The sequence below is a fragment of the Pseudomonas sp. Eth.TT006 genome, assembly GCF_054456575.1.
In genome coordinates this window covers 322,181-343,635 of record NZ_JBTJEN010000003.1, presented here as the reverse complement: position 1 = coordinate 343,635, position 21,455 = coordinate 322,181, and the positions used below count along the sequence as shown (strand labels likewise).

The 21,455-nt window shown below is 60.2% G+C and carries 24 protein-coding genes; 9 read left to right on the top strand and 15 right to left on the bottom strand.

Annotation, left to right across the window (positions count from 1 at the left end; all coding sequences use genetic code 11):
• Positions 1-6 precede the first annotated feature (6 nt).
• The 8 genes from ACXR0M_RS07485 to ACXR0M_RS07450 form a co-directional block, all read right to left on the bottom strand.
• Positions 7-630, bottom strand: a complete 624-nt coding sequence (locus ACXR0M_RS07485) for a glutathione S-transferase family protein (RefSeq protein ID WP_458831305.1) — start codon at positions 628-630, stop codon at positions 7-9.
• 284 nt (positions 631-914) lie between these two features.
• Positions 915-1,145 carry a hypothetical protein gene (locus ACXR0M_RS07480; protein ID WP_458831304.1) on the bottom strand — a complete coding sequence of 77 codons (231 nt, stop codon included), beginning with the start codon at positions 1,143-1,145 and terminating at the stop codon, positions 915-917.
• A gap of 82 nt (positions 1,146-1,227) precedes the next feature.
• Positions 1,228-3,357 carry a TonB-dependent receptor family protein gene (locus tag ACXR0M_RS07475; protein WP_458831303.1) on the bottom strand — a complete coding sequence of 710 codons (2,130 nt, stop codon included), beginning with the start codon at positions 3,355-3,357 and terminating at the stop codon, positions 1,228-1,230.
• A gap of 223 nt (positions 3,358-3,580) precedes the next feature.
• On the bottom strand, positions 3,581-5,125 hold the full coding sequence (locus ACXR0M_RS07470; protein ID WP_458831302.1) for a methyltransferase regulatory domain-containing protein: 1,545 nt from the start codon (positions 5,123-5,125) through the stop codon (positions 3,581-3,583).
• Positions 5,126-5,212: 87 nt separating this feature from the next.
• The gene (locus ACXR0M_RS07465; protein WP_458831301.1) at positions 5,213-6,085 is read right to left on the bottom strand and encodes an AraC family transcriptional regulator; all 873 of its coding nucleotides are present in this window, start codon (positions 6,083-6,085) and stop codon (positions 5,213-5,215) included.
• Positions 6,086-6,363: 278 nt separating this feature from the next.
• Positions 6,364-6,858: a PaaI family thioesterase gene (locus tag ACXR0M_RS07460; protein WP_458831300.1), complete on the bottom strand. Its 495-nt coding sequence runs from the start codon at positions 6,856-6,858 to the stop codon at positions 6,364-6,366.
• An 8-nt stretch (positions 6,859-6,866) separates the two neighbouring features.
• A complete protein-coding gene (locus ACXR0M_RS07455) occupies positions 6,867-8,024 on the bottom strand; it encodes a GGDEF domain-containing protein (protein ID WP_458831299.1) in 1,158 nt (385 codons plus the stop codon).
• Between the two features lie 102 nt (positions 8,025-8,126).
• The gene (locus tag ACXR0M_RS07450) at positions 8,127-8,375 is read right to left on the bottom strand and encodes a hypothetical protein (protein ID WP_458831298.1); all 249 of its coding nucleotides are present in this window, start codon (positions 8,373-8,375) and stop codon (positions 8,127-8,129) included.
• A 169-nt stretch (positions 8,376-8,544) separates the two neighbouring features.
• On the opposite strand from ACXR0M_RS07450, the gene ACXR0M_RS07445 reads away from it, so the two are divergent.
• Positions 8,545-9,189 (top strand): ATPase, encoded by a 645-nt coding sequence (locus tag ACXR0M_RS07445; RefSeq protein ID WP_458831297.1) that lies wholly within the window; start codon positions 8,545-8,547, stop codon positions 9,187-9,189.
• Between the two features lie 72 nt (positions 9,190-9,261).
• Positions 9,262-9,603 carry a hypothetical protein gene (locus tag ACXR0M_RS07440; RefSeq protein WP_458831296.1) on the top strand — a complete coding sequence of 114 codons (342 nt, stop codon included), beginning with the start codon at positions 9,262-9,264 and terminating at the stop codon, positions 9,601-9,603.
• A gap of 185 nt (positions 9,604-9,788) precedes the next feature.
• On the opposite strand, the gene ACXR0M_RS07435 is transcribed toward ACXR0M_RS07440, so the two are convergent.
• On the bottom strand, positions 9,789-10,427 hold the full coding sequence (locus ACXR0M_RS07435) for a TetR family transcriptional regulator (RefSeq protein ID WP_458831295.1): 639 nt from the start codon (positions 10,425-10,427) through the stop codon (positions 9,789-9,791).
• Positions 10,428-10,538: 111 nt separating this feature from the next.
• Between ACXR0M_RS07435 and ACXR0M_RS07430 the strand changes: the two genes are divergently transcribed.
• The 4 genes from ACXR0M_RS07430 to ACXR0M_RS07415 all read left to right on the top strand — a co-directional run bounded on the left by ACXR0M_RS07430 (position 10,539) and on the right by ACXR0M_RS07415 (position 13,344).
• A complete protein-coding gene (locus tag ACXR0M_RS07430; RefSeq protein WP_458831294.1) occupies positions 10,539-11,195 on the top strand; it encodes an O-methyltransferase in 657 nt (218 codons plus the stop codon).
• Between the two features lie 112 nt (positions 11,196-11,307).
• Positions 11,308-11,763 carry a VOC family protein gene (locus ACXR0M_RS07425; protein WP_458831293.1) on the top strand — a complete coding sequence of 152 codons (456 nt, stop codon included), beginning with the start codon at positions 11,308-11,310 and terminating at the stop codon, positions 11,761-11,763.
• 230 nt (positions 11,764-11,993) lie between these two features.
• On the top strand, positions 11,994-12,395 hold the full coding sequence (locus tag ACXR0M_RS07420) for a hypothetical protein (protein ID WP_458831292.1): 402 nt from the start codon (positions 11,994-11,996) through the stop codon (positions 12,393-12,395).
• A 388-nt stretch (positions 12,396-12,783) separates the two neighbouring features.
• Positions 12,784-13,344 (top strand): ATP phosphoribosyltransferase regulatory subunit, encoded by a 561-nt coding sequence (locus ACXR0M_RS07415; RefSeq protein WP_458831378.1) that lies wholly within the window; start codon positions 12,784-12,786, stop codon positions 13,342-13,344.
• A 98-nt stretch (positions 13,345-13,442) separates the two neighbouring features.
• Here ACXR0M_RS07415 and ACXR0M_RS07410 read toward each other — a convergent pair whose 3' ends face one another.
• The 4 genes from ACXR0M_RS07410 to ACXR0M_RS07395 form a co-directional block, all read right to left on the bottom strand.
• Positions 13,443-13,784 carry a hypothetical protein gene (locus ACXR0M_RS07410; RefSeq protein WP_458831291.1) on the bottom strand — a complete coding sequence of 114 codons (342 nt, stop codon included), beginning with the start codon at positions 13,782-13,784 and terminating at the stop codon, positions 13,443-13,445.
• A 146-nt stretch (positions 13,785-13,930) separates the two neighbouring features.
• A complete protein-coding gene (locus ACXR0M_RS07405; RefSeq protein ID WP_458831290.1) occupies positions 13,931-14,317 on the bottom strand; it encodes a cupin domain-containing protein in 387 nt (128 codons plus the stop codon).
• A gap of 74 nt (positions 14,318-14,391) precedes the next feature.
• Positions 14,392-15,207, bottom strand: a complete 816-nt coding sequence (locus tag ACXR0M_RS07400; protein WP_458831289.1) for an AraC family transcriptional regulator — start codon at positions 15,205-15,207, stop codon at positions 14,392-14,394.
• 233 nt (positions 15,208-15,440) lie between these two features.
• Positions 15,441-15,809, bottom strand: a complete 369-nt coding sequence (locus ACXR0M_RS07395) for a hypothetical protein (RefSeq protein ID WP_458831288.1) — start codon at positions 15,807-15,809, stop codon at positions 15,441-15,443.
• Between the two features lie 147 nt (positions 15,810-15,956).
• Between ACXR0M_RS07395 and ACXR0M_RS07390 the strand changes: the two genes are divergently transcribed.
• The gene (locus ACXR0M_RS07390) at positions 15,957-16,496 is read left to right on the top strand and encodes a dihydrofolate reductase family protein (protein ID WP_458831287.1); all 540 of its coding nucleotides are present in this window, start codon (positions 15,957-15,959) and stop codon (positions 16,494-16,496) included.
• A gap of 91 nt (positions 16,497-16,587) precedes the next feature.
• Here ACXR0M_RS07390 and yghU read toward each other — a convergent pair whose 3' ends face one another.
• Positions 16,588-17,427, bottom strand: a complete 840-nt coding sequence (yghU, locus tag ACXR0M_RS07385) for a glutathione-dependent disulfide-bond oxidoreductase (RefSeq protein ID WP_458831286.1) — start codon at positions 17,425-17,427, stop codon at positions 16,588-16,590.
• Between the two features lie 95 nt (positions 17,428-17,522).
• Complete coding sequence (locus ACXR0M_RS07380; protein ID WP_458831285.1) at positions 17,523-18,482, bottom strand: LysR family transcriptional regulator; 960 nt, start codon at positions 18,480-18,482, stop codon at positions 17,523-17,525.
• Between the two features lie 106 nt (positions 18,483-18,588).
• On the opposite strand from ACXR0M_RS07380, the gene ACXR0M_RS07375 reads away from it, so the two are divergent.
• The gene (locus tag ACXR0M_RS07375) at positions 18,589-20,316 is read left to right on the top strand and encodes an amidohydrolase (protein ID WP_458831284.1); all 1,728 of its coding nucleotides are present in this window, start codon (positions 18,589-18,591) and stop codon (positions 20,314-20,316) included.
• A 37-nt stretch (positions 20,317-20,353) separates the two neighbouring features.
• On the top strand, positions 20,354-21,430 hold the full coding sequence (locus ACXR0M_RS07370; protein WP_458831283.1) for a C45 family autoproteolytic acyltransferase/hydolase: 1,077 nt from the start codon (positions 20,354-20,356) through the stop codon (positions 21,428-21,430).
• Positions 21,431-21,455 lie beyond the last annotated feature (25 nt).

Below are 21,455 nucleotides of genomic sequence, written 5' to 3'. Positions count from 1 at the left end.
GGCTTGTTATGGCGTGCCATTTCTGCCGTACAGACGAAACCCTTCACGTTGGCTCAGACGTTCGTAATAAGCACGGACGGCGGGATAGTCCGGATGTGCCAGCGGGGTTTCGAACCAGCGATTGACCGACAGGCCGATGGGAATATCCGCCAGCGAAAACTGCTCGCCACTGACGTAAGCGCCGGTCTTGTGCAACTGCTGATCGAGGATGCCCATGGTCTTCGACCATTGCTCGACGCCATCGGCCAGAGCAGCGCTGTCCTGATAATCCGCAGACTGGCGCACCAGCGACATGAACGCGTACGACCACGAGCGGTTCAGCTCCGACGCCTGCCAGTCGATCCACTGATCGACCCGCGCGCGGCGTTTCGGCTCGGCGGGGTAGAGCAACGAGCCGCCATATTCGGCCGCGAGATACCGGATGATCGTGTTCGATTCCCACAACGTGAAGTCGCCATCCTGAATCACCGGCACCATCGCGCAGGGGTTGAGGGCGAGGAACTCGGGGGAGTCGGTGGGTTTGAAACCCGAGCCCCAATCCTCGCGTTCGAACGGGATCTGCAGTTCGGCGCAAGTCCACAGCACTTTGCGCACGTTGATCGATGATGCTCTGCCGAGTATTCGCAGCATGGGATTCCTTGCCTCGTAGATGCTTGTCGGGGCGGCAACATTTAGCACACTGCCATGCAAAAGGCTCGCGTACGGGGGGATGCTGGTTACTTAACTTTGTGGTGAGGGGATTTATCCCCGATCGGCTGCGAAGCAGTCGCCGCTTTTGACAGTTTTGGGGCCGCTTCGCGGCCCATCGGGGATAAATCCCCTCACCACAGGGTCAAGTGAACAGCATTAAGCGCACGGGGCATTCTTTCTTTCGCCTGCCAGCACTTGATCAATCCGGCCCGGCAGTCACAGGACTAATTACCGTCGGCAACCTTGCGTTCGATCGCATCGGTCTTGCGCTTGAGTTCCTCGGCTTCCTGTTCCTTGGTGCGGATCGAAGTCGGGGTAATCACCTCATCCACCGCCTTGGTGTGGTCATCGCCGTCCTGCAGATCGCGGCGCACCACGTCCACCGGTTTGCCCGCCGCGTCGAGCGCTGGCGCGTTATGCGGGGTTGCAGGCTTGCTGTCGTCGGTGCTTTTCATATCTCATACCTCCATTGGCTTACCACGTTGGATACGACGACATGCTGCGAGTTCGAGAAATTTGCGCCCTCAGCTCATGCCCTCAAAGCAAGCTCCAAGACACCCCGACATAAACCCCAAAACCCTCACCCGGCGTGGACCGCGCCGCGTCCAGTCCCTTGTCGTCATACCCCGGTGTGACGGTCGCGGCGTAGTGTTTGTTGGTCAGGTTGCGCAGGTCGAGCCAGGTTTGCCAGTCGTTTTTCGGTGCGTTGTAGCCGACGCTGGCGCCGAACAGTGCGTAGGGATCGGCGTAGTAACTGTTGGCGTAATCCACCGCGACCTTCGACACCAGTTGCGTATTCACCGCCGCGAAGAAACCTTGCGGCCAGTCGTGGCGCAGTTCGCCTTGGTAGTAGTGCATCGGCAGGCCGGGCAGGCGGTTGTCGCCGAAGCGCTGGTCGTCGCGGTAGTTGAAATCGCTGAAGGTGTAGGCCTGACGCAGACTCAATTTACGGCCGTCATCCGCTGACCACAGAGTGCTTTGCAAACTGGCTTCGACGCCTTGATGCACAGTTGGGCTGGCGTTGAGTTCATAAGGGGTGACGGCGTTGGCGTCCGGCAGCACCGAAAGCAGTTCGTGGCGCACCTGCGCGTAGTACCACGCCAGGCTCCACTGGCCGAGCGCGCTGTCGCCACGGCCACCGAGTTCGAGGGTGGTGGCGGTCTGGTTCTGCAGTTTGATCGGGTCGCGCTGGGTGCCGGTTGCCGCACCGTTGCCGGCCGGGAAGCGGATGTTCGAGCTGTAGATCAGCGACCATGGATGCGGCGCCTCGACCGAGCGGCTGAGGTTGCCGAACACTTGCAGGTCCGGAGTGACTTGATAGCGCAGGCCCAGGCGCGGCGCGTAATCCCAGTCGCTGAGGCTGGTCTTGCCGCCACCTTGCGGGTAGGTGACGGCGCTTTCGCGGCGGGTGTAGATGGCGGCGAGGCCGGTGGTCAGCCACAGGTCGTCGGCGAGTTCCAGGTCGTTGCCGACGTGCAACACGGTGTCCGAACCCTGATAAGTAAAGTTGCGCATACGGGTGCCCGGCGCGTAGCCGGCGGTGTTGCCGCCGGGGATGCGCACGAATTCGCTGGCGCCGTCGTTGGGCAGGTGTTTGGTGGTGCGCAGGCCGAGGGTGCTGCGGCTTTCCATGCCGAACAGGGTATCGCGGCGCTTGTAATCGAAGGTACCGCTGACGTCGGTGTACGCCACTTTCAGGCGGTTCGGGCCTTCGCGCAGATCCATCGGGTAGTCGTGATAGACCAGCCCGGTCTGGATGCTCGAATCGTCGTCGATGTAATAAGTGGTCTTGTTGCCGATGAAGGTGCTGCCCGGCTGCTTGCGGCTGTCATCGCGGGACACGTAGGCCGGGTTGGCTGCGCGCGGGTCGTGTTCGATCGAGTGTTTGGTCACGCGTCCGGCCAGATCGTTGTCGGTCTGCCGGTAGCGGAAATAGAAGCGGGTTTCCAGGTTCGGGTTGAAGCGATAGCCGAAGTTGGCGATCACGCCCTGGCTCTCGCTGGCGGTGTGATCCTGATACCCGTCGGCGTTCGCATCGGTCAGCGACACGTAGTAATCGAAGTCGCCCAGCACCTGCCCGGAACTGACCTGACGCTGTTGATAGCCGTGGCTGCCGGTGGCATAACGCACCTGCAGTTTCGGCGCGTCATAGCCGGTGTGGCTGACGTAATCGATGGCGCCGCCCAGCGCCAGGGCGCCACGATCAAACCCGTTGGCGCCGCGCAGCACTTCTACATGATCGAGCCACAACGGCTCGAGCAATTCGTAAGGCGTGCCGCCGGGGCCGGTTAGCGGCAGGCCATCGAGCATCGTGTACAGCCCGGAGGCGTGGGCGCCCGGTGCGCGATTGATCCCCGAACCGCGGATCGAAATCTTCACCCCTTCATTACCCGCCGACTGCGCGTAGACCCCCGGCTGATACGCCAGCACATCCTGATTACTCGCCACCTTGCCCTGCAACGGCTGACGCAGGTCGACCACGTTGCTGCCACCGGGCACCTGCGCGAGACGCGCTTCGGCCTCGGCCACCGCGGCATCGGTGCCGCTCTGTTGCTCAGCCGAAATCAGCACCTGACCCAACTCCAGACCTTTCGGCTCCTCGGCCATGGCCGGACAGGCGAGGGCGAGGCCCAGCAGGGCGGCGGGCACGGATTTGGGCGCGGGCATCGAAAAACTCCAGGCAGACAGGAACGGGCAATGAACAGTGCGACGTATAAAGGGACGTGGGGAGCACATGGGGATTTGGCTTTTTTGCCGGGGAAACGGGGCGCTGGACTGGCTGGGGGATTCAGATGACTGCGATCAGCTTTGCAAGCCCGAGCGTCTGGCCAGTTTCAATAACCGCCATACGCCCGGTTTGCCGGTGTGTCACTCGCCACGCCGGCCAGTATCAAGCAACTTTCAACGCCTGCAGAATCACCAGGGATGTCTGGGCAAAAGCCCGGGCCTGTTCGGTCAGTTCGGCGAGGTTGTCCTCGGCGGTGCGCAGCGGCTGGTCTCCCTTGAGCAGCACTTCGCCCTGATCTCCGATGACACTCCACGCCAGTTGCACCCAGTCTTGCGGATCGGTCATGCCCTGCTTGAACGCGATCAGAAACAATTGCTGGAAACGGCTGACCGGTACGCCGCCACCGGTGACCGGACTGGCAAGCACCTGAATATTGCTGTTGAACAGCGCGCGTTTACACAGTTGCAGGTTGAGCATGTCGCAACGCTCTTGCACCTGTCTTTCGGCGGCTTCGCTCTGGCACGGTGCGGCGACGCCCATGCCGATCAGTACGCTGACAGCCTGCAGCAGATCGTCATACGACACCGCGCCGACCGCCATAGCAAGCTGCTGCAAGGTTTTCGGTGCGTAGGCGTCGGCGGCAAGCGCTTCGAGCACCGGGCCGTAAATCTCCGCCTGCAACGATGCTTCGCCGGCAGGGCCGGTCACCGTGGCGGGGATGCTGTCTGCGGTTTGCAGCAAGGCAAACCGGCTTCTCAGCAGGCTGTCGCGCTGCTCGGCGGCAGACAGCCGATTGGCGCCACGCACGTACAGATCGCGCCGGAAGTTCTGATTGACGAAGTAATCGCGTGCCTGCTCGCGCATGATCGGGTGCTCGATGCCCTCGAGAAAATCCATGCCTTCGGCGCTCAGATTCAGCGGGGCGACGGTGTCCAGCGGCACGGCGGTGGTGGCGAAGTCCAGTTTGGCCGCAGTCATGGCCTCGACCACGTCCGTGAAATACATGCAGTTCCAGTCGCGGTTGAAGTACTCGTGGGCCACGTACTGGCGATTCTGGCCCTTGATGCTGTTCAACTGGGCACTGAGGCCCGGCGCCGCGTGAGCATATTTGGGATGTGCCGCGAGCAGCGCTTCGGAAAACTGCAGCGCAGCATCGATGCGTTTGGCCGGGCTGGTGGCAGTCTGGCTGGCAAAACGGTTGTGCAGGCTGAACAGATTGCGCAAGGGCGCCGCAGGCGACCAGCCCGGAAAGCAGTTGTAACTGACGTACAACATGCCGCCGGGTTTGAGGTGACGACGGGCGAATTCGACGATCAGTTTCTGGTTGTCGCGGCTGACCCAGGTCCAGATGCCATGCAGGCTGATGCTGTCGAATGCCGGCAGGTCATCGCGGGCCAGCAATTGCTCGAAACTGTCGTCATACAGCCGTGCCTGACTGTTCCAGTCGTTTGCCAGCGCGATGGCATGCGCGGCCTGGGACGGCGTGAAGTCGGTGCCGACGTAGTTACCAGGGTTAGCAGCGGCATGGATGTTGATCGACACACCCTGGCCGAAACCCAGTTCGCAGTGATAAGCGCCGGGATTTTCCAAGGTGGCAAAGCCGCGCAACAACAGACAAAAACGCTGGAACACCGGGTTGATTTCCCGGCTGTACGAGTAGGTGTAGCCCTCGTCGGTGAAATACCCTTCGTTCCAGGCGTTGCTCATCGGTGCACCCATTATTTCGAGAAAGAAAGCCGCTCTTATAAGGGGTTGGCCTTACCGCCGACAAGCGGAAAAACACCGGGTTGGTTCTTATCCTTGCAACGGCACGTAGACGTCCGTCTGCCATTGCTCCTGTGGCGTCTCGGGATAGACGCTCAGGTAATGGAAAAACAGCGGATGATCGCGCAATTCCTCGCCGCTGGACGGCAGCCAGTCGCGGTAGATCGGGTAGATCGTTTCGCCAATGTGATCCGGCGAACCCACGTGCCGCACCACCACGCAGCGACCGCCAGGAATGAGCATGTCGCGCACGCCGAATGCGTTGGGCGCCACGGCCTCGTCGATCTCGCCGCAAATGGCGAAGCGGAAATCCGCCGGCGCAGTGGTATCGGGGTTGTTGTAAGGAATGCCAAAGGTGCGACTCGACGCCACCGGCGACTGGTCGCTGTGCATACGCCAGGCGATAAATTTCTGCACGCTTTGCGCAACCGCTCCCGGCGCGCCGCAGTGTTCAAGCGCGGCGACCCGCACGGCAGGGAAATCGATGATTCGGGTCTGCATGATGACGCTCCTGGAAAAGTGAGGGATGGCGAATACCGCATTCCAGGTCTGCCAGTTCGGTTGCTTCCTGAAGGCACTCGGCGACAGGCCGAAGTCGCGCCGAAACGCCCGGCTGAACGCCTCCGGACTGTCGAAACCGGCGTCAGCCGCAGCGTCCAGTATCGAGTGCCGTGGCTGCGCGGCCAGCCGATGTGCCGCGCGGCGCAAACGCATCAGCTGCACATAGCGCGAGACCGGGACGCCGACGAAGGCGCTGAATTGCCGATGGAAGTGAAACACCGAAAAGTTCGCCACCTGACTCAACGTATTCACCGACAGATCGTCCTCGAGATGCGCGTCGATGTAGGCGAGCACCGTGTTGAAACGTCGGGTGTAGGTGAGGTCGGTTGGCGGTTCGTACATGGGCCTGAAGCTCCTGAGGAGTGCGGTCTGCAATAGCCTCGACGATTTCGGAACGGGGGCGCCTAGCCGGGTTTGCTCAAGTTATCGTGCGGGCATTTGATCCGTGTAGGAGCTGCCGAAGGCTGCGATCTTTTGATTTTGATATTAAAAACAAGATCAAAAGATCGCAGCCTTCGGCAGCTCCTACAGTGGTCGCGTTTTCGCACGGTCATACAGACGCGTGGTCGCGTAGTGTTGCGGTGTTGCGGTGTTGCGGTGTCGCAGTGTGGCGCGGGATCTCAGCGCCCGTGCGCCGCATCCGCCAGTCGCCCGGCGTCAACCCGCACAAACACTGAATCGCCAATCGCCGTCAGCACTTCCCCGGCGTACACCTCGCAGATCACCCGCGTCTTGCGCCCGACGTCGCCCTCGACTTTGGCGCGCAAGGTCAGGGGAACGCCCATCGGGGTGGGTTTGATGAACTTGATGCCAAGGTTGCCGGTCACGCAGTCGATGCGCGGCAGGCTGCCCGGTGCGCGCTGTTCGGCGCGGTAGTGGTAGGCCATGGCGGTCCAGTTGGAATGGCAGTCGACCAGCATCGCCAGCAGGCCGCCGTACACCAGGTCCGGCCAGCCGCAGTATTTGGCGTCCGGCAGGTGTTCGGCGATGACATGCACGCCGTCTTCGTGCCAGCGGCTTTTGACGTGCAAGCCGTGCGGGTTGCGGCCGCCGCAGCCGTAGCAGACGCCTTCGGGGGCGGCGAGATCTTGCAGGGGCGTTTCGAGACGGGACATGGGTTTGATCATCCTGAAGTGGTGAGCCCGGTCAGGCGCAGGCAGTTGCGACCGCCGCGCTTGGATTCGTAAAGCGCCGCGTCGCCTTGTTCCATCAGCGTCGCGAGGCTGGCCGGCGGTTTGCTGAACAGCGTGGCGCCGATACTCAGCGTCACTGGCTCCGAGGTCGGGAAGGCCTGAATGGCGATACGCTGGAACTGTTCGCGCAAGGTATCGCCAAGGGTGACGACGCTTTCCCCCGGCGCGTTATTCAGCAGAATCACAAACTCGTCTCCACCCAAGCGCGCAGTCAGCGCCTGATCGGGCGACTCGGCACGGATCATCTCGCTCAAGGCCACCAGCAGACGGTCGCCAGCGCTGTGGCCGAGCTGGTCGTTGACCAGTTTGAAATTGTCGATATCGATCAGCAGCAGGGCGCCGGGGTGCGTCGGCGAGACGTCCTGCAACAGATGCGGGGCGCGCACTTCGAGGGCACGGCGGTTGTACAGGGCGGTCAGCGGATCGCGGGCGGCCAGTCGGGCGATCTGTTCTTCGCGTCGGTAGCGTTCGGTGCCGGTCATCGACAGTGCGATCAACATGATTGCCATCGCGCCTTCAACCAGCGAGACCTGAATGATTTCACCGCGAAATGCCGCCAGATCGATCAGCGTCCCCGGAATCATCACCGTCAGCGCCTTGGCCACATAGAACGCGCCATGCCCGAGCAGCACGTAACGCAGCTGCACCGCGCCGACGCTCAGCGATTTGCCATGCGGGCGCAGCAGAAAACTGGCCTTGAGCGTCGCTGCCGCCACCAGCAGCGAGTTGGCCGCCAACATGACTTTCGACCACAACGGTCCGTCCGGCAGCAACAGCAGCACCAGCCAGGTGACGAACAGCAGGTACCAGGCGCGGGACAGGCGCGTCTGGGTGAAGCGCGCCACCCCCAGCAGAAACAGAAAATGTGCGGTCACCAGCAAGCCGTTGGCGAACCAGATGCCGATCAGCAGGAAGCCGTTGCTGCGCAGCAGGGCCAGAGTGGAGCCGACAGTGATGGTGGCGAAACCGGCGCTCCAGAACAGCAGCGAGGGCTCGCGGATGCTGCGCCATTCGGTCGCCAGATACAGCGCGGCAGCGGCTGCAAGCGCGATCGAGAGGGTCAGCATCGTTGGCGGGTCGAGCGGCATTTCTTGAGCAGCCTGTCAGAATTCGGTCAGACCGGCGATTGTAAGCGTTCGCCGCGGTTTTGGCAGGCGCCGTACGCGCGGGTCAGCGCCGGATATCCGCCGTCAGGACTGTGGCGCGAGCCAGGTGTCGACGACCCGCCGATCAAGTTCTTCCCAATAGGCCATGCCCAGCACTCGCGTGGTGTTCAGCCCGCGCAGATAGCCGCGCAACTGGTTGGCGGTGTCGCGCTTGAGCTGCGCGTTGGTGATGTCCTTGTCCAGCAATACCGTTTCGTACTGCACCAGGTATTCGGCCACTCGCTCTCGGTACTCGGACAAGACGGCGTCGCGGATCAGGTCAAAGGTTCTCAAATCGGCTTCCTCATGGATGTTTTAGTCGTTGTGGATGAGTGTGTACCCGTGTTCATCGTGCGCAACTATCGCTAGAAGTAATAGTGACCATCACGAAACGCAAGTTCAGCTTTGCGCGCAACAGGCGGAAAATTGCCTTCATTGAACACGCAGCTCAAGGAAATGCGCGATGAAGACACTGACCCGACTGGCGCTGATCGCCCTGCTGATGGGCGGGGTGATGGCCACGGCACCGTCTTACGCAGACGACGCCTGTGCGTGTCATCTTCAACCGATCGCTGGCAGCAGCGCGACCTTGCAGCCTTCGCAGAGGGTGGGTGTGTTGTACAGCGATGACACCCGGGAAAACCTGCAATACCTGACGCGGTACCACGACATGGCGCTGCACGGTGCCAAGGATGCGCTGGATTCGCAGATTCGCGCAGCGTTTGTCCGCAGCTCTGATCCGGAACTGGCGATTGACTGGGTGCTCAGCTCGCTGCAGCGTCAGTTCAAGTCGGTGACGGTGTACGACGACCTTGACGCCCTGATTCAGGCGCATCCAGACATCGTGGTCAAACTCGACACGTTCGACCGCTTGCTGACCCAGCAGAACAGCCTGTTCGAAGCGCACTTCATTGCGCGTTTCTACGACGCCGACCTGCAGTACATCGGCAAGGCCGAAGGCTCCGTCGAGAAGCAGATCCCGTCGGTCTGGGTTCGCGACAAAGCGCCGCACGAGATTGCCGCGCAGATCGAGAAACAGCACGACCTGCAGCTCAACGCCTTGAAGCAGTTCGATGCTTCGCTCAAGGCGCTGGTAGCTGCCAACTGAACAGTTAAACGACAAGGGTAGCGGTGGTGCCGCTGCCCGTTGCACCGAACCTTTATTTTCAGGATGACGCCGATGCGCACTTTCTTTATCCCGTCCATGGCTGTTGTCGCGCTGCTGCTCGCCGGTTGCGCTTCGGCGCCGAACGACCCGACGCTGACTCTGCAGACCAGCAAGACCCCGGCGCAGTACGCCGACTGCGTGGTGCCGAAGCTGCAACTCAGTGCGCTGAACCCGAGTGTCTCGCAGACCCAGCGCAGCTACCGCATCGTGGTGCCGAGCAAGGTCTCCGCCGACAACGTGCTGGAAGCCTACAAGGCTGGCAGCGGCGGCAAGGTGTTCATCTACGAGCGCCATTTGCTGGCGTCGAATTTCCTGCCCTCCAGCTTCGAACGCGCCGCCCAGGATTGCATCTGACCCTGGTCCGCGAACTGTTTTAACCGAGCTCCTTTGGTTGGCCGCAACCAACCAATACCTTGCCCCGCACCTCATCTGGTTGCGGGGCTTTTTTTGCCTGGATTTTTTTCGTCTGCTGCGAGAGGAGCAGGGCACACGCTTGTCACCGAACAAGCACTCATCCGCTATCAAACGCGCCCTATGATTTAGCCTGAAGGCTGATTCAGAGCCACCACGTAAGCGCTGAACATGTCCGCCAGACCGTCTGTGAACGCAGTGATTTGTGCATCGCTGCGCGGGCTGCCGGAAAAATCCTTGCCCACCGAACTGAGCGTGGTCAGGATCAGTTCGCAGGCTGCGGCGCGGTTTGCCTCGTCGGCTTCCGGCAGCAACTGCTCCATGAACCCGGCAAAGATCTGCCGGCCTGCCGCACGCACTTCATGAGCTTCTGGCGCATCGCGATACAGCGGCGCCGCGTCGTTCAGCGCGCCGCGCATCTGTGCTTCCTCGCACTCGGAACGGATGAACGCCTGCACCAGCGTGCGCAAGCGGGCCAATGGCGGCTGGTCGAGGTCCTGCAGAATCCGCTGCAGCATCTGCGTGGTGTGCAGCCATTCATCGCTCTGCAAACGGAACAGGATCGCCGCCTTGTTGGGGAAATACTGATACAGCGAACCAATGCTCACCCCAGCCCTTTCCGCGACCCGTGCAGTGGTAAATCGAGTAGCGCCGTACTCGGTCAAAACCTGAATAGCCGCCTGCAGAATTGCCGCCACCAGATCGGCCGAGCGTGCCTGTTGCGGCTGTTTACGCGAGGAAATACGGGCGGTCTGGCGCTGGTTCATGAGCGGTTCGGGCCTTGTGGGAAACGCGAATAGCGGAGTAGGGCAATCACTCGCATCATTTAAATGCGACGAATTGCTCGCATCTTAAACGCCCACTGACGGAAAGCAATCATGACCACCCTGACTTCTCAACCCATGGCCAGCCTGATCGAACGCCTCTACCAGCAAGCCAGCGCCGCCACCAGCCCGGTGCTGGAAACGGTGTCTGGCGAAGAACGCGAACGCCTGATGCACAGCAAGACCGAATACCTGCAGCTCTACGCCATGCTCAAGGACCTGTGGCTGCCGGTATCGCCCGACACCGGCAAACTGCTGTACCTGCTGGCACGCAACGCCAAGGCCAAATCCATCGTCGAATTCGGCACCTCGTTCGGCCTGTCCACCCTACACCTGGCGGCGGCACTGCGCGACAACGGTGGCGGCGTGCTGATCGGCAGCGAGTTCGAACCGGCAAAAATCGCCTTGGCGCGACATCATTTCATCGAGGGCGGCGTCAGTGACCTGGTGCAAATCCGCGAAGGCGACGCACTCGTCACCCTCGCCAGCGACCTGCCATCGTCCGTCGACCTCCTGCTGCTCGATGGCGCCAAGGCGCTGTATGGTGATGTGCTGAAACTGCTGGAGAAACACCTGCAACCGGGCGCGCTGGTGGTGGCGGACAACACCAACTACTGCCCGGAATACCTGGCGTACGTGCGTGCGCCGCAGAATGGTTATCTGTCGCTGCCGTTTGCCGATGATATTGAGTTGTCGATGCGGCTGGGCTGAGGCAGCGGACTGCGAGGGGAAACCCACTGGCGATTTTCGGTGGGGGCTTCTGCCCCTCGCGCCGTCCACGGGGCGTCGATACGATAGGGACCGTTTCGACAGGAGTCACACCATGGATTTGAAGTTCAGCCACGTCGATGTACTGGTCACTGATCTTGAACAAGCCTGTGCTTACTATGCACACATACTCAACGCCAGAATTTCCAAAACGCTGGTCTGGGAGCGGGGTGGCTTACATGTGCGCTACGCGATCGCGCTCATTGGGCAAGAGCGTTTCATGCTGGTGCAACCGCTGGCCGGGAATCTGAAAGCGCTGCTGGATTCCGTGGGCGAGGGGATGATCTACCGTCACTGCTACTCGACACCGGACATCGAAAAAGCCTACGACGAATTAATGGCCGCCGGTGTTCAGCCTGAGGACGAAAACGGTCAGCCATTGGCCCGTGCGAATCTGCAGTCGCCGTCCGGGGGAAGGATCATCTGGCTGCCAAAGCGCTTCGGGCATTTCTCCATCGAGATACTGGAAGAAAAGACGCTGGAGGCTTTTGTCGAGGCGGCGTTCGACTGAAACCAGATTGATCCTGTTCTGGCTGCTGTCCGCCAGAAGCTGGCCGCAACGTCCCAAATTGTTTTCAACAAAGGAGTGTATTGCATGGAAGTCATCAATCATTTGCCACCTGAAGCGTGTGCAGGCATGGAGGATGTCCGGCGTGAAATCGGCAGCGCATCTGGCAATATGCTTGCGGCCAACCTGTCCTGATTCCCTCGCGTGACTGACTTGACGAGTACTTTCACCCCATGAACAAAGGTCTAAGTGATACCAATCTGGATTACGTACTTGCGGTCATTGAAAGTGCCCCAAACACGAAGTTAGTTGTAATGTGTGAGCACCTGCAGATCGACAGTCGCGATCTTTTGAATCAGTTGGCGATCTCAGTGGCAAGACTGTTTATTACAGGCACCCGCGATTTTCATTACTGTGATGAGGTGATGAATATTGTCATCAGCGATATCGTCGAGTTGTCCCTGCACGCGTCGATGCCGCAGCCGGCATTTTCAATCTACCAGGCATTTGACGCAGGCGAGTATTGGCATAGCGGCGATGACCGGGAGGTATTTCCTTGGGAGAAGTGGACGCGGCCTGAGCTTGAGAGGATTTTGTGTGAGGTCGACGACGGCGCAAACGGGCTTTCGAAGTAGGTCCGATTTGAGTTCCAGAAGGGCTGCTTTTGGCCGAGACTGTGTGAAAACGGCTTCGGTGGGAAGTGTCGTCGGTTTGTAAAAAATGCGGCGCCTGAAAGCGCTCCCATTTTTGTGCAAGGATTCGCCATGACTAAATTTATTCCAAGCAATCGCCATCATCATCACGGACCTCGCTCAGGGTGCCGCGGTTGCCTACGCTCATCGATTAATCAGAGTTCGACACATCGATTCTGAATACTCAGTGAACCAACCCAAGGCGCCAATGGCGCCTTTTTTATTGCCTGTAAATTGGAGATTTTGAAAATGACGATGCTTCGTGGAACTCGAATAGTGACTGGGAAAGACGCTGCAATCATGCGTGAGATAGAAGGCTGTTTTCGGAGCTATCTTCATCAATGCCGGGGCTGAGGAGGTCATAGTTCCTGCGCTATGGGGCCAGGACACTTTCATTGAGAAAACCGGCGGGAGTGAAATTATCGGACAAATGTGGGCCTTCAATGACAAGGCCGGACGTCCTTGTTGCCTCATCCTGGAAGCAACCGCGCTCTTTCAGGAGCGCAACGATGTGCTTCTCGGCTCACGAGAAGAAGCGATGTTTTTCTATGTGGCGCGATGTTACCGCTATGAACGACCCCAGGCCGGTCGTTATCGCGAATTCACTCAGCTGGGACTCGAAATTCTCAGTCCCACACCGGCACAGGCTTTGCTGCGTAGCCAAAAAATCTGCACCGGCTTTCTTGATTCGCTGGGATTGGAGTATCAACTCAGTCTCGCAGTGAAGCGCGGACTCAGTTATTACCTTGAGGGGAACGGCTTCGAGGTGCGTTGCCCGGTATTGGGTGCACAACAACAAGTTGTCGGCGGCGGTGCCTATCGAGAAGGCGCTGGGTTCGGCATCGGACTTGAACGGTTGGTGCTGGCCTTGGGGTTGACTCGGAGTCTTTGATCTTTAAGGCGCCTCCATCAGGAGGGGCTTACAAACCAGACAGCCCAAGACGAGTTGAACGAAAGGGGATAGATTTCTATCCCCTTTGTAGTCTGGCCTCAATCCCTTTCAGGACATTTGAAGCTCCACGAATAGATCTTCATGTCTTTGATTTCTTCGCCGACAGTTCCTACACCCAAACAATCTCCATTCTTGATGTAATTGAAACTGCAGAAACGAACGCCCTCCGTGCAGGATTCGATTTCATTGAAGCCTCCTCTTTGGATGACGCTTTCGACCCCGAACTCACCCGAGTAGGTCGGATTCGGCTTCCAGCCATTTTTGATCAGAGCTTTTCGGGCCTTCGGAAATGGCATTCCCTTTTTGACAGGAATGTCTGCTGCGTTAGCAAGTAGACTGACGCAACACAAAAGGCTCACGGCTAATATTTTCAGTTTCATTTAACGGTACCGTCAAAGCCTTTATATATTCTGTTGACTTCGTCGTACCCAGTATAAGGTTGGCCAAAGGTTTTCCATTGATGGGGCGATTTGCCAAGCCCGGTACCCTTGGCCAAAACTTCCCATTTTTTTGATGTTTTTTCAGCTCAAATCCAGACATCATTCTCCACCGTCCGCTCCCCACCTTCCTGCCCGGTATTGCGCACCCCTCGCGGCTCGATCATCAACAGTTTCACCTCATCCTCGGCCGCCGTCCGATGCTCAACCCCACGAGGCACCACGTACAACTCACCCGCCACAAGATAAACGCTACCCTGCGGCAGATCGATGCGCAGCGTGCCCTCGATCACGATAAAGGCCTCGTCAGTTTCCGGATGCGTGTGCCAGATGAACTCACCCTGGATGCGCGCCACTTTGAACTGGTAGTCGTTCATTTCGGCGACAACGCGCGGGTTCCATTGCTTATCGATCAACGCGGTTTTTTGCGCGAGATTGATGGCTTGCAGATTCAGTTCTTTTTGGATGTTTGGCATGACGGACTCTCTCTTGAACGTGAGCCATCAGCCTAGCGAAGGGACGGGGGGCGTTGCTTGTACGATCCTGCAAGTCAGCGTTGGCGCCGGACGCGCTCCAGCCAGCGTGACGGCGACACGCCATAGGTGCGGGTGAAATGTCGGGTCATGTGGCTCTGGTCGTGAAAACCCGCCGCCAGTGCGGCGTCTACCAGCGAGAATCGGTCCAGCACCAGCGAGCGGAAAATATCGAGGCGGCGTAGAGTGACGAAGCGGTAGGGGCTGGTGCCGAACAGCACGCGGAAGTCCCGGGACAGGCTCCACTTTTCGCGGCCGCTGGCGTGCTCGAGCATTTCCAGCGTCACGTTCTGCTGCAGGTGGGCCATGATGAATTCCCTGGCGCGCTCGGCTGCCGGGTAGTCGAGCAGTTTGCGCCCGCGAGGTTTGCCCGCCACTGCGCGCAGGGCCATTGCCAGATCGAACAGGGCGTCCTGTTCTTCCATTGGGTCGAGTGGGTGATCCATGGCCTGCACGAACGTTTCGCTGGCCCGATACAGGCGCGGATCGCTGGAGAGACCGCCGGCGATGAAGGGCAGCGGCTCGCCCTTGAGCGCTTGCTGAATCAGTGCCGGGTCGATGTAGGCCATGCGGTAGCGAAAACCGGCGTCGGTCCCAGCCATGCCGTCGTGCAGCTCATCCGGGTGCAACAGCAAAGTGTTCCCGGGCAGGCCGTGGCGTAGCGAGCCCTTGTAGTGAAAGCTCTGCACGCCGGAAAGGGTGCGGCCGATCGAGTAGGTGTCGTGCCGATGAGGCTGGTAACCATGGCCGCCAAACCACGCCTCGATGCGTTCTATCCGTCCCGGGTGAGCGCTGCGCAGTACCCAGTCGGAGCCTGGTTTCGGCTGTTCCATGGTTTCACTGCCCCTGAAAAAGAAAACCTGCTGCGCAGGATGTTTGCGACCTGACTACAAGCCGTAATGCTGTTCACTTAAGTTTTACAGAACGTTGTGGCGAGGGGATTTATCCCCGATGGGCTGCGAAGCGGCCCTAAAATCGTCAAAAGCGGCGACTGCTTCGCAGCCGATCGGGGATAAATCCCCTCGCCACAGAGTTAAGTGAACAGCATTAGACTGCAAGCCGGAGCTTACCGCGGCTTGCGCGCGTTTCGCTGTAGCCGCTCGCGCCAGTTGCCACCGTGCGTGCGTTGGCATTCCTGCTCGGAGTCGAAATGCACGCAGGCATCCGAAGGCGACAGCTGGATATCGGCCTCACTCAGCGCGGTGGCAGTCAGTTCAAAGATACGGGCTTTGGCTTGCGTCTGGGCGAGCTTTTTGTCCGCCTCGGTTTCGAACACCCAGGTGACTGTCAGGGTTTGCGCCAGTGCGTTCAAGTCTGCGATGTGGGTCAGCCAGGTAAAGCCCTGGATTTCAGTTTTTGCGATTTCACAGGCGTCGGTGAGTGTGGCGATCAGGCGCCGTTCGATCCGCGCCAGTTCACGTTTTCCAGGGGGCATCACGAATTCCTTAGCGGGTAATCACCAGTGATCGAAAGTGCTCATCATATCGGGTCAGCAAGGTGTTTCGGCGTCGCTCACCGAGGTTGCTTTCGATCTCCGGTTGAGGATAACTGGAGCGCCATTCCTTTGCATCAGGAGGTCTTGATGGTCACTGCCCACGTGTTCATTGCCGTCAGTCTGGATGGTTTCATTTCGCGCCCGGATGGCGACATTGACTGGCTGTTACAGCGTGACGATCAGACTGAGGATCATGGCTATGGCACCTTCATTGCCGACAAGGACGTGATCGTGATGGGGCGCGGAAGCTATGAAAAGGTGCTGACCTTCGACACCTGGTTCTACGATCGGCCAGTGGTGGTGCTGTCCAGACAGTTGGCGGGTACGCCAGTGCCCGAGGCGCTGCAGGGCAAGGTGCGTTTTTCCAGTCTTGCACCTGTCGAGCTGATGGCGGAGCTGGCAAGTCAGGGTATCGCCCGGGTGTATGTCGACGGCGGGCAGGTGGTGCAATCGTTCCTGCGCGATGGCCTCGTCACCGATATGGTGATCACGACGGTTCCGGTGCTGATCGGTTCTGGACGCTCGTTATTCGGGGCGCTTGAACACGACATTGCGCTGAAACTGATCGCCAGCCGCGGTTTTCCTTCAGGGCTGGTGCAGTCGACCTATAGCATCCTGCGCGGCTAGCGTCCGCCGCGAATTGCTGAGCCGGTATTCCGCGCAGGCTCGCGGGCCAAAAGGCCTGCTGGATGCGCGGCAAACCGTCTGAGCGGCGGACTCAATCCAGATCGCTGGCCTGATGCCGTTCGGCGACCTGACTGGCCTCGTCACCCCAGGTGCGGTTGACGCGCTGGCCACGCATTACGGCAGGGCGTTGGGCGATTTCTTCGGCCCAGCGCTGCACGTGAGTGTATTCGTGGGCGGCCAGAAATTCGGCAGCGGAATACACGTTGTTGCGCACCAGTTGGCCGTACCACGGCCAGACCGCGATGTCGGCGATGGTGTAGCTGTCGCCGGCCAGGTAGCGGCTTTCGGCGAGGCGCCGGTCGAGCACGTCGAGTTGGCGCTTGGCTTCCATGGTGAAGCGGTTGATCGGGTACTCAAGCTTCTCCGGCGCGTACGCGTAGAAGTGCCCGAAACCACCGCCCAGATAAGGCGCCGAGCCCATCTGCCAGAACAGCCAGTTGAGGGTTTCGGTGCGCCCGGCCGGATCTTTCGGCAGGAAGGCGCCGAACTTCTCAGCCAGATACAACAGGATCGAACCGGACTCGAACACCCGAATCGGCGGCTGTGCGCTACGGTCGAGTAGCGCCGGAATCTTCGAGTTCGGGTTGATTTCGACGAAGCCGCTGGAGAACTGGTCGCCTTCGTTGATGCGGATCAGCCAGGCATCGTATTCGGCATCAGCATGTCCCGCCGCCAGCAACTCTTCCAGCAGGATGGTCACTTTCACGCCATTGGGCGTCGCCAACGAGTACAGCTGCAGCGGGTGCTTGCCCACTGGCAGGGTCTTGTCGTGGGTAGGCCCGGCTACCGGGCGGTTGATGTTGGCGAAGTGGCCGCCGGACGGCGCTTCGTGTTTCCAGACTTTGGGCGGTACGTAGGGCGCTTTACTCATGAAACGGGCCTCATCGTGAATGTGCCGGGAATGTTTTGGCGGGTATCAGACGCGACAGCATAAACGCACTGGCGCAGGGCTGTGCAACCCCGAGGTCAGCGAAGCGATTGCGTCAGCTCTGGGGCAAATCCATTTTCATTGGTCCCTTGCGTCGGCGGGCGGCAATGCGCCTTCAGACATTCGATAAACACTTTGACCTTGCGCGTGCTGCGGCGGTGGGCCAGGTACAGCACGTAAATCCACGGGCCGAATGCGCTCGGCTCGCGCCAGTATTCGGGCATCACTTCCACCAGTTCACCACTGGCCAGATACCGCGCCGCGCTCCATTGCGGCAAAAACTGCAGGCCCTGGCCCTTCAGCAGACAGGCCAGAAGGAAGTCGTAATTGTCGCTGGCCACTCGCGGGTTCGGCTGGGTCAGACGAATCCGCCGATCTCCTTGCTTGACCCACCAGAAATGCCGGTTGAGCAGTGGATGACGGAAGATCAGCCAGTCGTGCTGCTGGTAATTGTCCAGTGATACTTCCTGGCCTTTGCGTGCCAGATACGCCGGGCTGGCGCACAACACCACCTGGTTTTCGACGATGGGTTGGGCGATGACGCCCGGCAGATCGATCGGGCCATCGCGCAGCGCCAGATCGTAACCGCCATCCACCGGATCGTCATAGCTGTCGCTCAAGTCGACTTCCAGATGCACTTGCGGATGGGCGTCGAGAAAACGGCAGCAGACCTCGTTGAGAAACGCGGGGGCGAAGGAGGGCGGGGCGGTGATGCGCAGACCGCCGCTCAATTCGTGCTTGAGCTGCTCGACGCCTTCGCTGGCCAGTTGCAGTTGCATCAGCGCCTGGCGCGCACCGTCCAGATAAATCCGCCCGGCCTCGGTCAGCACCATGCGCCGGGTCGTCCGGTCGAACAGCCGCGCGCCAAGCTCCTCTTCCAGCTGCGCCACGGCTTTGGTCAGGGCTGAAGGCGTCCTGCCGAGCACCTCGGCGGCGCGGCTGAAATTACCGTGCTCGGCGGTGGCGACGAACATCGTCAGGGCACTCATCTTGTCCATTGATCTGTTCCTGCTGGGCACAGAAGTTGTGCGCGAGGTGGCATTCAGTTATCGCCAAGGCTTGGATAGGCTTGCTCGCAGCCTAACAAAAATAACGAGAAACCTCATGAAGCAGCTACTGACCCTGATGCTGTCATCGGCACTGGCTTGTGCCTCACTGGAAAGTCTGGCGTCTGCAGATCTGATTCTGCACAACGCCAAGGTCTACACCGCCGAACCTGGCCAGGCCTTGCAGCAGGCGGTCGCGGTGGAGGGCGGCAAGATCCTCGCCGTGGGTACGGATGCGCAGGTGTTGCGCCTGAAGACCGCGGCCACGCAGGTGATCGACCTGCATGGCAAAGTGCTGATGCCGGGCTTCATCGACTCGCATTCGCACACGATCAAGGGCGGGCTGCAGTTGCTGCAGGCCAATCTCGATGGGCAACAGTTGTCGCTCGATCAACTGGAGCAACGCCTGCGCCAGTGGCGCTTGGACGGCAAGGCGCAGCGCGGGGAGTTCCTTAGTGTCGGCGGTTTGCCGTCGACTTACTGGAGTGACATCGCCGGCCTCGAACAACGTTTCAATCAGGGCGAATGGGCGAGCCAGCCGATCCTCCTGCTGGGCTGGGACTTGCATACCGGCTGGGCCAATCGGGCCATGCTCGCACGCGCCGGCGTCACGTCGGAAAAGATCAAGGGCCTCAAAGGCGAAGAGCAGGCGACCCTCGGCCATCACCCCGATGGCAGCCCGGACGGATTCCTCGTCGACGCTGGTCTGTATCCGGTGCAGGCCTTGTTGCCGCCGCCGACGGCTGACGCGTTGCTGGCCGGTGGGCGCGCGGCCCTGAGCTATTACAAGAGTCTGGGGATCACCGGGTGGCTGGACCCGATTGCCAACGAGGTTCCCGGCAGTGACGTCAGCAACACCTCACTCGGCGTGCTGCCGACCTATAAGACCCTCTCGGAAAACGGCGAACTCACGGCTCACGTTGCGGCGCTGCTGATGGCGGATTCCAAGGCCACGCCGGCCGACCTCGATGAACTGGACAAGGTGCGCCAACAATTTCTCGGTGTCAGTAACCTGACCTTGCCGGGGATCAAGATCTTCGCCGATGGCGTGGCGGAAGTGCCGGCGCAAAGCGCGGCGATGCTCGAGCCGTACCGCAATTCACAAAAGACCGGAGAACTGCTGATCGATCCGGCGCATTTCGGTGAACTGGTCAGCGCCGCCGACGCGCGCGGTTGGCTGGTGCACATTCACGCCATCGGCGACCGTGCGGTGCGTGAATCACTCAATGGCATCGCACAGGCACGCAAGGATCGCCAGAGCGGCATCGCCCATTCGATCACTCACCTGCAAATGGTCAACCCCAGGGAATTTGCCCGCTTCAAGGCGCTGAATGTCATCGCCTCGATGCAGATGTTCTGGGCCGCTGCCGATGAGTCGAGCATGGATCTGGTCAAGCCGTATGTCAGCGCCATGGCCTTCATGTACACCTACCCGGCGCGTTCGCTGTTGAAGCACGGCGCGACCATCGCCGGTGCCAGCGACTGGCCGATCACCACCCCCGAGCCGTGGAAGGCAATCTACCAGGCAGTCAGTCGCAAAGGCCCGAAAGGCGTGCTCAACGCCGCCGAAGACATCGACCGCCAGACCATGTTCCAGGCCTACACCCTCAATGCGGCCAAGGTGCTGCGCCTGGAAGACCGGATCGGCTCGCTCAAGCCCGGCAAGCAGGCCGACATGATCGTCCTCGACCGCGATGTGTTCAGTGTCGAGCCGCAGGCCCTGCGCGACACCCAAGTGCTTAACACGTGGTTTGCCGGTCGCGAAATTTATCGCCGCAAGCCCTGATGGCATCTCTCTTTAACGTAACCAAGGAAAGCCTTTCGTGAATGTTCATTGCTTCGTCACCGACACCCGGAATCCGCAGACTCGCGGGCATCAGATTGGCGTCACCTGGGCTGCGCAGATCCGCCAGACAGTGGCGCTCTATCTGGATTTCTTCAGTCAGGTTGGCGTTCCCCAGACCCAGGTGCGGGCCATCGGTGAAGCCAGTCTGCAAACGCTGCAAGGCTGGTGCCCGAGTCTCGCCGAAGAAATCGTCGCCACCGCTGAAGCGGCCAAGGTGCCGCTTTGGCAGCTGGCGAGCCTGAATGCCCGCACCGAGATTCTCGCGGTGATGCCGGCGTCTACCGAAGGTGAATGTTCGACCGCCGTGTTCGCGCCCGACGGCGAGCTGCCGCCACGCACCATTCAAACCTGGGACTGGCACGATTCGCTGGTGCCCAACGGGCTGATCCTGCAACTGACCGCGGCCAGCGGCATGACGGTGAAGCTGTTCACCGAATTCGGCATGCTCGGCAAGATCGGCGTAAACAGTGCGGGGCTGGGACTGCACTTCAATATCCTGCACCACGCCAGCGACAACGGGTCTGCCGGGGTGCCGGTGCATGCGATTGCCCGGCGCATCCTTGAGGAGGCCAATAGCGTTGATGAAGCAATTGCCCTGGCGCGTTCGGCGCGGGTCAGCGCCTCCACGGTGCTGACCGTGTTCTCCCGTGAGGACTCGAGCCCGCGCGCGGTGAGCATTGAAATGTCACCGGTCTTCACGGCTGTGGTGCGGCCGGATGTCGAGGGCTGGATCACCCATACCAATCACTTTCTCGATCCCGAACTGAGCTTCGGCGAGCGCACGCCTGATGCCTCGACGACTTACGCGCGTTTTGACCACGTCAACGCCGCGCGGCGAAACATGGCCAGCGGCAACCTGAGTCGTCGCGCCGATGCAATGTGTGGCGAGGCAGGTGAGCACGCGCCGATCTGCTTCCACCCGGATCTGAACATGCCAGCCACCGAGCGCTGGGAAACCCTGCTGACCATCGGCATCGACACTGAACACAGCGTGCTCGAATACGCCGCCGGCAACCCCAAACAACTGGCCCGAAACGGTTATCTGCGTTTCTGAGTCGCTGCTTCCAATAAAAACAAAA

Coding starts and splice junctions, on each gene's coding strand:
- ACXR0M_RS07460 (WP_458831300.1), bottom strand. CDS start 6,858: ATGTCCCGTCTCGAAACGCCCCTGCAAGATCTCGCCGCCCCCGAAGGC.
- ACXR0M_RS07435 (WP_458831295.1), bottom strand. CDS start 10,427: ATGAACCAGCGCCAGACCGCCCGTATTTCCTCGCGTAAACAGCCGCAA.
- ACXR0M_RS07395 (WP_458831288.1), bottom strand. CDS start 15,809: ATGCCCCCTGGAAAACGTGAACTGGCGCGGATCGAACGGCGCCTGATC.
- ACXR0M_RS07425 (WP_458831293.1), top strand. CDS start 11,308: ATGGATTTGAAGTTCAGCCACGTCGATGTACTGGTCACTGATCTTGAA.
- ACXR0M_RS07420 (WP_458831292.1), top strand. CDS start 11,994: ATGAACAAAGGTCTAAGTGATACCAATCTGGATTACGTACTTGCGGTC.
- ACXR0M_RS07480 (WP_458831304.1), bottom strand. CDS start 1,145: ATGAAAAGCACCGACGACAGCAAGCCTGCAACCCCGCATAACGCGCCA.
- ACXR0M_RS07375 (WP_458831284.1), top strand. CDS start 18,589: ATGAAGCAGCTACTGACCCTGATGCTGTCATCGGCACTGGCTTGTGCC.
- ACXR0M_RS07485 (WP_458831305.1), bottom strand. CDS start 630: ATGCTGCGAATACTCGGCAGAGCATCATCGATCAACGTGCGCAAAGTG.
- ACXR0M_RS07470 (WP_458831302.1), bottom strand. CDS start 5,125: ATGAGCAACGCCTGGAACGAAGGGTATTTCACCGACGAGGGCTACACC.
- ACXR0M_RS07390 (WP_458831287.1), top strand. CDS start 15,957: ATGGTCACTGCCCACGTGTTCATTGCCGTCAGTCTGGATGGTTTCATT.
- ACXR0M_RS07475 (WP_458831303.1), bottom strand. CDS start 3,357: ATGCCCGCGCCCAAATCCGTGCCCGCCGCCCTGCTGGGCCTCGCCCTC.
- ACXR0M_RS07455 (WP_458831299.1), bottom strand. CDS start 8,024: ATGCCGCTCGACCCGCCAACGATGCTGACCCTCTCGATCGCGCTTGCA.
- ACXR0M_RS07380 (WP_458831285.1), bottom strand. CDS start 18,482: ATGGACAAGATGAGTGCCCTGACGATGTTCGTCGCCACCGCCGAGCAC.
- ACXR0M_RS07440 (WP_458831296.1), top strand. CDS start 9,262: ATGCGCACTTTCTTTATCCCGTCCATGGCTGTTGTCGCGCTGCTGCTC.
- yghU (WP_458831286.1), bottom strand. CDS start 17,427: ATGAGTAAAGCGCCCTACGTACCGCCCAAAGTCTGGAAACACGAAGCG.
- ACXR0M_RS07410 (WP_458831291.1), bottom strand. CDS start 13,784: ATGAAACTGAAAATATTAGCCGTGAGCCTTTTGTGTTGCGTCAGTCTA.
- ACXR0M_RS07430 (WP_458831294.1), top strand. CDS start 10,539: ATGACCACCCTGACTTCTCAACCCATGGCCAGCCTGATCGAACGCCTC.
- ACXR0M_RS07445 (WP_458831297.1), top strand. CDS start 8,545: ATGAAGACACTGACCCGACTGGCGCTGATCGCCCTGCTGATGGGCGGG.
- ACXR0M_RS07405 (WP_458831290.1), bottom strand. CDS start 14,317: ATGCCAAACATCCAAAAAGAACTGAATCTGCAAGCCATCAATCTCGCG.
- ACXR0M_RS07465 (WP_458831301.1), bottom strand. CDS start 6,085: ATGTACGAACCGCCAACCGACCTCACCTACACCCGACGTTTCAACACG.
- ACXR0M_RS07400 (WP_458831289.1), bottom strand. CDS start 15,207: ATGGAACAGCCGAAACCAGGCTCCGACTGGGTACTGCGCAGCGCTCAC.